The 12666-nt window shown below is 70.0% G+C and carries 14 protein-coding genes and 1 pseudogene; 12 read left to right on the top strand and 3 right to left on the bottom strand.

Features of this window, described 5'->3' with window-relative positions:
* The first annotated feature begins 114 nt into the window (after positions 1–114).
* The 4 genes from ACZ7GJ_RS32710 to ACZ7GJ_RS32695 all read left to right on the top strand — a co-directional run bounded on the left by ACZ7GJ_RS32710 (position 115) and on the right by ACZ7GJ_RS32695 (position 4939).
* Positions 115–804, top strand: coding sequence for a response regulator (locus tag ACZ7GJ_RS32710; RefSeq protein WP_470756792.1), 690 nt, complete (start codon positions 115–117; stop codon positions 802–804).
* Between the two features lie 65 nt (positions 805–869).
* On the top strand, positions 870–3413 hold the full coding sequence (locus ACZ7GJ_RS32705; RefSeq protein ID WP_470756790.1) for a DUF4118 domain-containing protein: 2544 nt from the start codon (positions 870–872) through the stop codon (positions 3411–3413).
* Positions 3414–4040: 627 nt separating this feature from the next.
* Positions 4041–4847, top strand: a complete 807-nt coding sequence (locus tag ACZ7GJ_RS32700; RefSeq protein WP_470756788.1) for an SDR family NAD(P)-dependent oxidoreductase — start codon at positions 4041–4043, stop codon at positions 4845–4847.
* A gap of 17 nt (positions 4848–4864) precedes the next feature.
* Positions 4865–4939, top strand: a complete 75-nt coding sequence (locus ACZ7GJ_RS32695; RefSeq protein WP_470756807.1) for a 50S ribosomal protein bL37 — start codon at positions 4865–4867, stop codon at positions 4937–4939.
* Positions 4940–5397: 458 nt separating this feature from the next.
* Here ACZ7GJ_RS32695 and ACZ7GJ_RS32690 read toward each other — a convergent pair whose 3' ends face one another.
* Together ACZ7GJ_RS32690 and ACZ7GJ_RS32685 are read right to left on the bottom strand one after the other, a co-directional pair.
* A complete protein-coding gene (locus ACZ7GJ_RS32690; RefSeq protein WP_470756805.1) occupies positions 5398–6084 on the bottom strand; it encodes a response regulator in 687 nt (228 codons plus the stop codon).
* Between the two features lie 127 nt (positions 6085–6211).
* Positions 6212–6589: a hypothetical protein gene (locus ACZ7GJ_RS32685; RefSeq protein WP_470756786.1), complete on the bottom strand. Its 378-nt coding sequence runs from the start codon at positions 6587–6589 to the stop codon at positions 6212–6214.
* Positions 6590–6827: 238 nt separating this feature from the next.
* Between ACZ7GJ_RS32685 and kdpF the strand changes: the two genes are divergently transcribed.
* The 8 genes and pseudogenes from kdpF to ACZ7GJ_RS32645 all read left to right on the top strand — a co-directional run bounded on the left by kdpF (position 6828) and on the right by ACZ7GJ_RS32645 (position 11594).
* Complete coding sequence (gene kdpF / locus ACZ7GJ_RS32680; RefSeq protein WP_470756784.1) at positions 6828–6917, top strand: K(+)-transporting ATPase subunit F; 90 nt, start codon at positions 6828–6830, stop codon at positions 6915–6917.
* Between the two features lies 1 nt (position 6918).
* Positions 6919–7176: pseudogene (locus ACZ7GJ_RS32675) on the top strand (histidine kinase); the annotation flags it as partial.
* A gap of 242 nt (positions 7177–7418) precedes the next feature.
* Positions 7419–7925: a hypothetical protein gene (locus ACZ7GJ_RS32670; protein WP_470756783.1), complete on the top strand. Its 507-nt coding sequence runs from the start codon at positions 7419–7421 to the stop codon at positions 7923–7925.
* 564 nt (positions 7926–8489) lie between these two features.
* Complete coding sequence (locus ACZ7GJ_RS32665; RefSeq protein WP_470756782.1) at positions 8490–8810, top strand: PadR family transcriptional regulator; 321 nt, start codon at positions 8490–8492, stop codon at positions 8808–8810.
* A gap of 2 nt (positions 8811–8812) precedes the next feature.
* Complete coding sequence (locus tag ACZ7GJ_RS32660) at positions 8813–9169, top strand: DUF1048 domain-containing protein (protein WP_470756781.1); 357 nt, start codon at positions 8813–8815, stop codon at positions 9167–9169.
* 1 nt (position 9170) lies between these two features.
* Positions 9171–9497, top strand: a complete 327-nt coding sequence (locus tag ACZ7GJ_RS32655) for a DUF1048 domain-containing protein (RefSeq protein ID WP_470756780.1) — start codon at positions 9171–9173, stop codon at positions 9495–9497.
* A gap of 307 nt (positions 9498–9804) precedes the next feature.
* Positions 9805–10806, top strand: a complete 1002-nt coding sequence (locus ACZ7GJ_RS32650; protein WP_470756779.1) for an ATP-binding cassette domain-containing protein — start codon at positions 9805–9807, stop codon at positions 10804–10806.
* On the top strand, positions 10803–11594 hold the full coding sequence (locus ACZ7GJ_RS32645) for an ABC transporter permease (protein ID WP_470756778.1): 792 nt from the start codon (positions 10803–10805) through the stop codon (positions 11592–11594). Before ACZ7GJ_RS32650 ends, ACZ7GJ_RS32645 begins: the two co-directional genes overlap by 4 nt.
* A gap of 122 nt (positions 11595–11716) precedes the next feature.
* Here ACZ7GJ_RS32645 and ACZ7GJ_RS32640 read toward each other — a convergent pair whose 3' ends face one another.
* Entirely contained in the window at positions 11717–12502 is a 786-nt protein-coding gene (locus ACZ7GJ_RS32640; RefSeq protein WP_470756777.1) for a GNAT family N-acetyltransferase, read from the bottom strand.
* Positions 12503–12666: the final 164 nt, after the last annotated feature.

Here is a 12666-nt window from a genome sequence, read left to right as displayed (position 1 = left end):
GTGGAACAGGGGTTTTTGTCCCACGGGAAAGGGGGGGGAAGCGGGGGGGCCCCCCCTCTTCCCCCCCCCCCCGGCTCCTAACCGTGCCCGTAACCAAGGAAAGGCTGCACACCCATGACCCGGGTGCTGGTGGTGGAGGACGATCCTCAGCTCGTCCGCGCGCTCAAAATCAATCTCCAGGCGCGCAAGTTCGAGGTGGCCGAGGCCGGCGACGGCGGCTCGGCGCTCAGACTCGCGGCCGCCCATAAGCCGGACGTGATCGTCCTCGACCTGGGGCTGCCCGACATGGACGGCATCGAAGTCATCAAAGGCGTCCGCGGCTGGAGCCGGGTCCCCATCCTGGTCCTGTCCGCCCGGCACACCTCGGAGGACAAGATCCGGGCCCTGGACGCCGGGGCCGACGACTACGTGACGAAACCGTTCAGCATGGACGAGCTCCTGGCCCGCCTGCGCGCCGCCACAAGGAGGGGGGAAGCGCCTGCGACCGCCCAGACCGACAAGGTCACCCGGGTCGTGACGGACGAGTTCACCGTGGACCTAGTCGCGAAGAAGGCACAACGCGGCGAGCGCGCCGTGCGGCTGACCCCTACCGAATGGCATCTGCTGGAGATCCTGATCACCCACCCGGGCCATCTGATCACACAGAGTCAGCTACTGCTGGAGGTCTGGGGGCCCACGTACGGGGAGAACACCAATTACCTGCGTGTATACATGGCCCAGCTACGGCGCAAACTGGAAGCGGACCCCTCCCACCCCCGATACCTGATCACCGAACCGGGCATGGGATACCGCTTCGAGCCCTGATCGTCCGCCCAGCCGTCAGTTCATACCCCCCGCCGTCATCGTCAGCAGAGAAGAAGAGTCGGAACATGGGACGCGGCAAGCTCCGCATCTACCTCGGCGCAGCGCCGGGCGTCGGCAAGACGTACGCGATGCTCTCGGAGGCGCACCGCCGGATCGAGCGGGGCACCGACTGCGTCGTCGGCTTCGTCGAACACCACAACCGTCCGCGCACCGAGGTCATGCTGCACGGCCTCGAACTCATCCAACGGCGCGAGATCGATTATCGGGGCGGCACGTTCACCGAGATGGACGTGGACGCGATCCTCGCGCGGCGCCCCGCGGTGGCGCTGGTGGACGAGCTCGCCCACACCAACGTGCCGGGTTCGCGCAACGCCAAGCGCTGGCAGGACGTCGAGGAACTGCTCCAGGCGGGCATCGACGTCGTCTCCACCGTCAACATCCAGCACCTAGAATCGCTGGGCGACGTGGTCGAGACGATCACCGGGGTCCGCCAGCGCGAGACGGTCCCCGACGAAGTCGCCCGCCGCGCCGACCAGATCGAGCTGGTCGACATGTCCCCGCAGGCGCTGCGCCGCCGGATGGCCCACGGCAACGTCTACAAGCCCGACAAGGTCGACGCGGCCCTGTCGAACTACTTCCGGCCCGGGAACCTCACCGCCCTGCGCGAACTCGCGCTGTTGTGGGTGGCCGACCGGGTCGACGAGTACCTCCAGGAGTACCGGGGCGAGCACAACATCCGCTCCACCTGGCAGGCCCGCGAACGCATCGTCGTCGGCCTCACGGGCGGGCCGGAGGGGCGTACGCTCATCCGCCGCGCCGCCCGCCTCGCGGAGAAGGGCGCGGGCGGCGAGGTCCTCGCCCTCTACATCGCCGCCAGCGACGGGCTGACCTCGGCCTCGCCGAAGGAACTCGCCGTCCAGCGCACCCTGGTGGAAGACCTCGGCGGCACCTTCCACCACGTCATAGGCGACAACATCCCCGACGCGCTACTGGAGTTCGCCCGCGGGTGCAACGCCACCCAGATCGTCCTCGGCGTCAGCCGCCGCCGCTCCTGGCAGTCCGTCTTCAGTCCCGGTGTCAGCGCCACCGTCGCCCGCGAGTCCGGACCCGACCTCGACGTGCACATCGTCACCCACGACGAGGCCGCCAAGGGCCGAGGGCTCCCGGTCGCCCGCGGAGCGCGTCTGGGACGCTCCCGCATCATTTGGGGCTGGCTGGCCGGCATCGCCGGCCCTGCACTCCTCACCGTTCTGCTGAACCAGGTCCTCCCCGACATCGGCCTCGCGAACGACATGCTGCTGTTCCTGACCTTCACGGTGGCGGCAGCCCTGCTTGGCGGGCTCCTCCCCGCCCTGGCTTCGGCGGCCTTCGGGTCCCTGCTCCTGAACTACTTCTTCACCCCGCCGCTGCACGAGTTCACGATCTCCGATCCGAAGAACATCGTCGCCATCGCGATCTTCGTCGGCGTCGCGGTGTCAGTGGCCTCCGTGGTCGACCTGGCCGCCCGGCGCACCCACCAGGCCGCCCGGCTGCGCGCCGAGTCCGAGATCCTCTCCTTTCTCGCCGGCAGCGTCCTGCGCGGCGAGAACTCCCTGGACGCCCTGCTCGAACGGCTCCGCGAGACCTTCGCCATGCAGTCGGTCGTCCTGCTGGAACGCACGAGCGAAGTGGATCCATGGACCACCGCGGCATCGGTCGGCAGCAGCCCGGTCGCCCGCCCCGAGGAAGCCGACGTCGACCTGCCCATAGGCGACAACATGGCCCTCGCGCTCACCGGCCGGGTCCTGCCCGCCGAGGACCGGCGCGTGCTCGGCGCCTTCGCCGCCCAGGCAGCCGTCGTACTCGACCGCCAGCGCCTGGTCGATGAGGCGGGCAAGGCCCGTGAACTCGCGGAGGGCAACCGCATCCGCACCGCCCTGCTCGCCGCCGTCAGCCACGACCTGCGCACCCCGCTCGCCGGCATCAAGGCCTCGGTCAGCTCCCTGCGCTCCGACGACGTCGAATGGTCCGAGGACGACAAGGCCGAACTCCTCGAAGGCATCGAGGACGGCGCCGACCGCCTCGCCGCCCTCATCGGGAACCTCCTCGACATGTCCCGCCTCAACACCGGCACCGTCGTGCCCCTCATCCGGGAGACCGACCTCGACGAGGTCGTCCCGATGGCCCTGGGCGGCGTACCGGAGGACAGCGTCGAACTCGACATCCCCGAAACGCTCCCCATGGTCGCCGTCGACCGCGGCCTGCTGGAGCGGGCCGTCGCCAACATCGTCGAGAACGCCGTCAAGTACAGCCCCGACGGACAACCGGTCCTGGTCTCTGCCAGCGCCCTGCGCGACCGCGTCGAGGTCCGCGTCGTCGACCGCGGTTCCGGCGTCCCGGACGAGGCCAAGGAGCGCATCTTCGAACCGTTCCAGCGCCACGGCGACGCCCCGCGCGGCGCGGGAGTGGGCCTCGGGCTTGCCGTCGCCCGGGGCTTCATGGAGGCCATTGGCGGCACCCTCACCGCAGAGGACACACCGGGCGGCGGTCTCACCATGGTCATCACCCTGCCCATGGCAGGCGGCGCTCCACCGGTCTCCGGTGAGCTGCCGACTTCCGCCGTCACCTGACACCTCACGGACTCCGGCCTGGAACCACGCGAGCCGTCCGGCCCCGGAATCCCCACCCCGGAGAGCCGGACGGCTCATGTGTTGTGCGACGGGTGACCCGGTGCGCGCTCGCCATCGGTCTGGGCCCCCACGAGCCGGACCTTGCGCGCCTTGAGGCAGTGTTCAGGTCACCGCCTTCGGCTGCGCACCGCGGGACCGTCTTCCCGTGCCGCCGCCACACCAGTCTTACGCCGGACCGAGGCGTCGGCAGCACTCCTTGACGGGTTCCTTTCGAATGGAGCCGATCTTTGACACAGCCCTGACGGCGGCCGTCAGAAGGTCGTCAAGGAGTTCTGGAGGGCTTGCTTCCGGCTCTCTCCATACGGTGGGATTGCGTCATGAACAGCGGTCCGCGCTATGACGATCGGCCACCGAATCCGGTGCGGCCGACGGCGCCCGCTGTCCGCCCGGCCGTCTGACACAGGCCGCGCGTCACTCCGCGTACGGCAGGCGGGGTCCTGACGGACCCGGGCCAAGGCTCCGTACGCGTCCTCACCCTCAGCACCTTCACCGCATGACCTGCGCCCACGCCCCAGCCTTCCGCCGGGTCCTGGGCATGGCAGCCATGCCTGCATCCGGGAATCACACATGTCCTCGTCCCTGTCCGGACGTACCCTCCTCGTCACCGGCGCCACCGCCGGCATCGGCTACGAAACCGCCCGCCAACTCGCGGAGCGCGGCGCCACCGTCCTCGTCCACGGGCGCACGGCCGAAGAGGCCCAGGCCGCCGTCGATCGGCTCACCGCCACCACCGGCATCGACACCGCGTTGCTACGGCCGCTCGCCGCCGACTTCGCCCGCCTGGAAGAGGTCGAGAACCTGGCCCACGCGGTGGTCCGCGACTACCCGCGTCTCGCCGTGCTCGTCAACAACGCAGCCATCGCCGCCCCCGAGCGTCACACCCTCACCGTCGACGGCAACGAGATCGCCTTCCAGGTCAACTTCCTCGCCCACTACCTCCTGACGAACCTCCTGGAGCCGGCCCTCACCACCGACCCGGGCGGGCGCGTCGTCAACGTCTCCTCCTCCCTCCACCGCACCGGCGCGATCCAGTGGAGCGACCCGAACCGGGAGCGGCGCTATACGAGGCTCGCCGCCTACGCGCAGTCGCAGCTGGCGCTGACGGTCTTCGCGTCCGACCCGCGCGTGACGGCCGTCTCCGTACATCCCGGGATCTGCGAGACCGGGCTGCTCTCCCTGTACGGGCACGAGGGCGTGTCCGCCGCCGAGGGCGCCGCCCACGTCGTACGCCTCTGCGACCCGGCCACCGAGATCGTCAACGGCGCCTACTACGACCGCGACGAGCGCGTCGCCCCGGCACCGGCCGCCACCGAGGACCGCACCATCAAGCGCCTCAACAAGCTCGCCGGCCTCCTCGTCGGCCACACCGCCTGAAGGGAACCACCACCGCCATGTCCAAGCGCGCACGCAAGAAGAGGGACCGCCGCAAGAAGGGCGCCAACCACGGCCGCAAGCCCGGCCAGTAGCCCTCCGCACAACCCGACGGGGCGGCCTTCCTGGAAGGGCCGCCCCGTCTCCGTACCCGAAGAAGGAAGGCGAATGATCAACCTGCCGTCCCACCGCCTTCCGGCCCTCGCCCCACGGTTCCCCACGGGGTCCGGGCTCCGCCGCCCTGACCGAGCACATCCTCACCACCGAAACCGGCCGCTGGTGGGTGGACCGCGTCGTACAGCCTCGCATGATCGCCGCCGAGCGCGGTGACCACGTACTCCGAGGGACCTGAGGGGCTTCAAGGGCCACTCCATCCAGGCACAGGGCCGCTTCCTCCCGCTGATCGGGGGCGCGTTCGAGCAGGTCGTGCCCCGGCAGCGGGTGGTGTACGTCAAACGCTCCCACGTACCGGCCACACGGCCGCCGAGGGGTGTGACCGTACGGTGACTCAACGCCCGGGATGCCGGCGCGGGACTCGCCTCGCGGGGTCTCCTCACACGTCGAAGCGGTAGCCCATGCCGGAAACGGTGATCAGATGGCGCGGCCGGGACGGGTCCAGTTCCAGCTTCCGTCTGAGGTGCGCCATGTACACCCGCAGGTAGTTGGTCTTCGTCCCGTAAGAGGCGCCCCACACCTCCCGCAGCAGCTGCCGTTGCCCGACGAGCCGGCCGCGGTTTCGGATCAGGACCTCCAGCAGGTGCCACTCCGTCGGGGTGAGCCGGATGTTCTGTCCACCCCGTCTGGCCTTCTTCGCGAGGAGGTCGACAGTGAATCCCTCCGTCTGGACCAGCGTGTCTGCCTGGGCGGCGGCATCCTGTGCCAGTGTGCGGCGTGTGACGGCTCCGAGCCGGGCCAGCAGTTCGTTCATGCTGAAGGGCTTGGTGATGTAGTCGTCGGCGCCGGCGTCCAGGGCCTGGACCTTCTCGCTGGAATCGTGGCGGGCCGAGACGACCAGGATGGGCACCTGCGAGCGCGTGCGCAGCTGCTTGATCACGTCCACGCCGTCCATGTCGGGCAGCCCGAGGTCGAGCAGGACCACATCCGGACTGTGGTCCGCGGCGGCCCGCAGGGCGGTGCCCCCGTCGGGCGCGGAATCCACTTCGTACGTGCGCGCCCTGAGACTGATGACCATCGACCGCACCAGCTGCGGTTCGTCGTCCACGACCAGCACCCGAGTCATCGGCATGCCGCCTTCCTGTCTGTCGTGGGCGGGGCGCCCCGTTGATGCGTCTCGGCACCGGTCCGACCCCCCGCGGTCCGGACCGGGCGCGGCCTCGGCGGTGAGCGTCACGCGCCCCCGCCTCGCATCACGGGAGGCGGCCCGCTCCCCCTGCCTGCCATTCTGCGATCGCCACGTCCTGTCGGCCCGCCGCCTTGACGCCCCTCTGACGACGTGGTGCTCCTTCTTGACGCACCGCTGACACCGACCGCGGACGGGTCCGTACTCGCGAGGACGGCGCCCAGGGCCAGCGCCATCTGCCAGGACAGGGGGTGAGCAGCGAGGCGACCGCGCCGACCGCGGTCGCCGAGGCCAGCACCAGACCCACCGCGAGCACGCTTACCTGCTTCCACACCAGGCGCAGTTCGCGCCAGGGCAGTTCCTCGGCGCCGGCATGCAGCAGGGGCGGCAGGACGACGAGGCCGGTGATCTCGGGGCTGACATGGATCTCGGGAGTACCGGGCATCAGAGCGACGACCATCCCTGCGACAACGAGCAGCGAGGGCAATCGACGCGGACCATGCGGCCCCACGACGCCGACCAGGCTTCCCGGCACACCGCCTTCGCCCTATCGATGGAGCGGGCGTCAATACACCGTCAAAGTCCCGGCCGAGTGGCGTCAGGAGTGCGCAAGGGCCGTTTCGTCCAGGTCCTCGCTGCTGTTCGCTGGTCAGGTTGAGGGCGCATCGAGGAGTCGGGTTCGATTGAGCACGGAGAACGTCGTAGGCATCGTCATCGCGGTCAGCATCGTCGGGTATCTGGTCCTGGCATTGTTCTTCCCAGAGAAGTTCTGACATGACGACCACGGACGAGACGATCCCTGTGACCGTGCCAGGGCCGCGGGTCGTGCCCCGAGGAAGACTCAAGGTCTTCCTCGGCGCGGCTCCCGGAGTCGGCAAGACATATCGCATGCTCGACGAGGCGCACCGCCAGGTGGCCCGCGGCGCGGACGCGGTGGCCGGTTTCGTGGAGTGCCACCGGCGCCGGCAAACGGAGGCGAAGCTCAACGGCCTCGAACACCTCCGGCCCGCCGATCGCGCATACCGGGGCGGCAGTAGCCCGCACGGCGGCGCTGACCGGCGGTGTCCTCGCCCCTCCGCCTCCGAGCAGGACTCGGGCAGCGCTCCGACTCCCGGACCCAAGCCGTGGAGCACGCCGCCTTCGAGTAGCCCACCGGGCCGCTGAAACCACCGGGGGTTCCCGCCGAGCGGGCCCCGTCAAGATCCCGTAGCCGCCACATCAGCAGGACGTCAGGGTCCGGTTCCGAGGCCTCTTCCCGCCCTAACGTCCCCCTCATGGAACGACGCTTCACACAGGACGCCCAGTGGGCCGGTGAGCGACGCTCGGCGATCGGCGTCGCGTTCCTGCTGTTCACGGCCCTGTTCAGCATGGACGCGGGCCTCGGCGAGCTCGACGTGGCCCGGGGCCTCATCTGGACCGGCCTGGCCGGCCTGCTCTTCGTGATCCTGCTGCCGCCCCGGGTCTCCGTACGGCCGGGGCGGCTCAGCACCCGCGGGCTGCTCGTGAAGGACACCGTCCGCACCGACGCCCTCGTCTCGGTTCAGTGGTACGACGGGGTGGCCCAACGCATGGTCCTCCGGGACACCGAGGGCAGTCAGGTCGAGATCGACCCGACCGTCCTGGTCCGGAACCCCGCGATGTGGCACCAGCTCGACGTGGACGCCCGCACCTCGATCCAGCACGGCACGCTGCTGCGCGATGCGACCGCCCTGCGCGAGCTGTCGGAGCGCATCGACCGCGAGACGGCCCAGACGGTCTTCAAAGTCTCCGGCCTGGAATGACCCCCTCCGCCCGTCACCGACCGGCTGTTCGGGGGCGCCGCTGCCGGAAGGGGAGCCGCACGGCGAACCCAGGGCCGGTGGCCACGGCTTCCAGAGTGCCTCCCATGGTTTCCGTGAGGTCTCGGGACATGGGCAGGGTCAGACTGTCCACTGCGACGCGGCCCGGACCCGTCTGCTGGGTACAGGTCGAGCGCTCCGGCGTGCAGGCCCGTTGCGGCGTCGTGGACCGCCGGCCGGCCGTGTGGGTAGGCCATGCCCGACTGCGCCGCGCACGCCCCCGGTCCGCGGCGAGTGCGTCGACCTGGTTGCCGGGTCGAACTCGCCTCGGGCGACACGTCCTTCGACATCGGTACTGGTATGGGCGCCCTCGCCCCCCACTCTCGCCCGTCGCGGTGTCCGCCGCATCGTCGCCACCGACCAGGAAGCGCGTGGCGCAGCCTGGCACTCAGGAAGCCTCAAGCCCGCAGAAAGCAAGACCGTCTCGCTGACACCCCCACTACTCGGTGATACCGTATAGTGGTACTCGGTGCTACGCAGTACCGCTAGGGCTGAGGAGGGCTCCCGATGGATGACCTGACGGAGATGTTGAAGGGCACGCTCGAAGGGTGCGTGCTCGAAATCATCAGCAGCGAGGAGACCTACGGGTACGCCATCACTCGCCGGCTGAACGAGCTGGGCTTCGTCGACGTCGTCGAGGGGACGGTGTACACCATCTTGCTGCGCCTGGAGAGGAACAAACTCGTCCAGGTGACGAAACGACCATCCGGGGTCGGCCCGCCGCGCAAGTTCTACGCGCTCAACGACGCCGGACGCGAGGAACTCGCGAGGTTCTGGACGAAATGGCAGTACGTCTCATCACGCATCGACAGGCTCAGGAAGGGCTAGAGATGAACTTCTGGGAGACCATCACCGGCAGCGATCTCACCAGGGAATGGAAGGCGTTCGAAGCCCGGGCCGAGGCCCTGCCGGACGACTACCGGGCGGCGTGGGAACAGGTCAAGGGCCACCTCCTCCCGCACGGGGACTTCACCGGCCGCAACCTGATGCCGATCCTCGACTCCGCCCTGGGGCTGCTCGAAGAGACAGCGGCGGACGGGCAGAGCGTCCACGAGGTCCTCGGCGACGACGTGCGGGGCTTCTGCACGGCACTGGCCGGCGGAGAAGGTGCTCGGACCTACCGCGACCGGTGGCGCGAGCAGTTGAACAGGAACGTCGCAAGGAAACTGAACCGGCTGGGAGGCTGACGTGGGCATCCAGGACATCATCGAGGGCAAGAAGCAGTGGCGGGCACACGCGGCCCGGGTCAAGGCGCTCCCGCCGGACTACCAGATCGTCTACAAGGAGATGCAGAAGTACCTGTTCAAGGTCGGTCCGATCGACCTGCCCGACGGGCCCCTGCTCCCCGGGATCGTCGACTTCTTCGAGGAGGGCGTCGCCGCGGGCAAGGGGGTCCTGGAACTCATCGGCAGGGACGTCGCCGCGTTCTGCGACGGCCTGATCGGGGGCTCTCCCACCTACGCGGATGCCTATCAGGCGTCCATCAGCGCGGAACCCGGCACAGCCCAGAAGTAGCCAGTCGCCACACACACACCAGTGGGCACCGCAGTCCGCACACGCCTCTTCGTTCGCCTCGGCGCAGTACGAGCAGGCGTGTGCGGGCCGTCAGCGGCCGTGGCGCACCCCGCCCTGCGGACGGGCGAGCAGGCCGGCGCCACCTGCCCAAGTCCTGCCCATGCCCCCGGCGGGCAGGTCCCCTGCGGCGGACCGCTCGACACCACGCCCCGAAACGACACGACTGACGTGTAGTACGGACCGTCACTCGATCCGGGTTCCGAACCCCCTTTCCCCCTGCATCTCCAGCCTCCGGAAGGAAGCCGCCATGCCCTCATCTGTCATGCCCACATCCAGTCGAGGTGACGGCCGTCCGTCACCGACCGCCGTCTCCGCCGTCGGGCTGCGCAAGTCATACGGCGAGAAGCTCGTTCTCGACGGTATCGATCTGCATATCCCGGCCGGGTCCGTGTTCGCGTTGCTCGGCCCGAACGGCGCCGGCAAGACCACCGCCGTCAAGATCCTGTCCACGCTCATCACCGCCGACGCCGGCGACCTGCACGTCGGCGGGCACAGCCTGGCCACCGACCCGCAGGCGGTGCGTGCGGCGATCGGTGTCACCGGGCAGTTCTCCGCCGTGGACGGCCTGATCACCGGCGAGGAGAACATGCTCCTCATGGCCGACCTGCTCCACCTGTCGAGGATCGAGGGACGGCGGGTCACCGCTGAACTCCTTGAGCGCTTCGACCTGACGGAGGCGGCATCGAGGCCCGCCTCCACCTACTCCGGCGGCATGAAGCGCCGCCTGGACCTTGCGATGACGCTGGTCGGCAGCCCGCGGATCATCTTCCTGGACGAACCGACGACCGGGCTCGACCCGCGCTCCCGCCACAACATGTGGGGCATCATCCGCAGGCTCGTCGCAGACGGCGTCACCGTCCTCCTCACGACCCAGTACCTGGAGGAGGCCGACGAACTCGCCGACCGCATCGCCGTATTGAACGACGGCAAGATCGCCGCCGAAGGCACCGCCGAGGAACTCAAGCGGCTCGTCCCGGGCGGGCACATCCGGCTCCGCTTCACCGACCCGGTCGCGTACCAGTCCGCCGCTGACGCCCTGCGCGAGGTCACCCGGGACGACGAGGCACTGTCGCTGTCCATCCCCAGCGACGGCAGTCAGCGCGAACTGCGCTCCATCCTCGACTGGCTCGACTCGGCCGGCATCGAGGCGGACGAACTGACGGTCCACACCCCGGACCTCGACGACGTGTTCTTCGCACTGACCGGCCCCGCCAACGTCCCCAACCAGTCCAAGGAGACAACCCGATGAGCTCCCTCGCCCTGGCCCTGCGCGACTCGAACACGATGCTGCGCCGCAACCTCCTGCACGCCTGGCGCTACCCGTCCGGCACGCTGAACCTGCTGCTCACGCCGATCATGATGCTGCTGCTCTTCGTGTACATCTTCGGCGACGTGATGAGCGCCGGCATCGGGGGCGGCGGCGCCGACCGCTCCGACTACATCGCGTACATCGTCCCCGGCCTGCTGCTGATGACCGTCGGCAGCACCGTGATCGGCGCCGCGGTGTCCGTCTGCGCGGACATGACGCAGGGCCTCACCGCCCGCTTCCGCACGATGGCGATCTACCGTGGCTCCCTGCTCGTCGGGCATGTCCTCGGCGGCGTGCTGCAGTGCGTGATGAGCGTGGTCCTCGTCGGCGCCGTCGGGGTGGCAATGGGTTTCCGGTCCACGGACGCCACGGTACTGGAGTGGATCGCGGCGTTCGGGCTGATCACGCTGTTCGCCCTGGCCCTCACCTGGATCGCGGTAGGCATGGGCGCGGCCAGTCCGAACCCCGAGGCGGCCGGCAACATGGCCATGCCGTTGATCCTCCTGCCGCTCATCTCCAGCGCCTTCATCCCGGCCGGTACGATGCCGGGCTGGTTCCAGCCGATCGCCCAGTACCAGCCCTTCACCCCCGCCATCGAGACCCTCCGCGGCCTCCTCCTCGGCACCGGGATCGGCAACAACGGCTGGATCGCGATCGCCTGGTGCCTCGGCCTGATCGCACTCGGCTACCGCTGGTCGACAGCGCAGTTCAACCGCGACCCGAAGTAGCCGAGCCGACCGCGAGCGCCGCCTCCCGCACCTCAGCGGATCCCCGTCCCTTCGCGGACCGCTTCATCGAAGGCCCGGATCCCCCGCGGTTTCGGGGGAAGATCAGGAGTTCCCGTACGGGCTCACGCCGCCTCCGCCTGCCTGCGGAGTGCGTGACGGCGAGCCGGGCCGGTGGCGTAGTGGACGTACTCGCGGGTCAGGCGGAAGCCTGCCGACCAGGCCAGGAGGCGGCTGGGGCGGTTGCCGCGGGAGCAGGTCCAGCTCGGTGTACGCCCGCGAGCGGCGATGTCCTCGCACAGGGCGGTGACGCAGGCCAGTGCGAGGTGCTGTCGGCGGTGGCCGGGGTCGGCCAGGGCGGCGACGTCCTCGTAGCCGCTGCCGAGGAAGTACGTGCAGGCCAGCGAGAGGGCCCGGCCCCGGTGGAAGGCGCCCCAGCCGAGGCCGGAGGCTGCGAGTTGCTCCGGGCCGCCCCAGGTTTTGTAGATCCAGGCCGTCTCGGGTCCGAGCGCGGAGATCGCCGGCGCGTCCTTGCGGGTCAGGCGGCGCACGGTGATCCCGTGGAATGGGCGGGCGGCCATGGCGGGCTCTTGGCGCACGTAGACCATGCGCTCCCACGGGTCGACTCGGGCGAACGCGCCCCCGAGGGCGGGCAGGAAGCGGGCGGGCGCCTCGATGTAGCTGCCCTCGAACGGGGCGAGCGCCTCGGGGGACAGTGCACCTGGTTCGCCGCGGAGCAGTACGTGATCGCCGCTGGAGACCGCCACGACCCTTGGGTCCATGGCACGGTCCGCCCACCAGCGGCCATTGCCGGTGGTCAGAACGTGCTCGGGGAGGGCCGCGACGCCGGGCGCTCCGCCGGGGAACCAGCGGGCGAGAGCGGGGAGACGGGACGGAGGGAGCTCGATCACGACGGATGCCGCCTAGGTTCAGGGGAAGAGGGGCGGGGGGGGGGGGGGGGGGGGGGGGGGGACCACGGGGGGGGAGGGGGGGGGGGGGGGGGGGGCGTTCGGCCGGGGGGGAGGGGGGGGGGGGGGGGGGGGGGGAAAGGGGGGGGGGGGGGGGGGGGGGGGTA

It is taken from the genome of Streptomyces sp. NPDC037242 (genome assembly GCF_055604165.1).
This window is presented reverse-complemented; position numbering and strand designations above follow the sequence as displayed.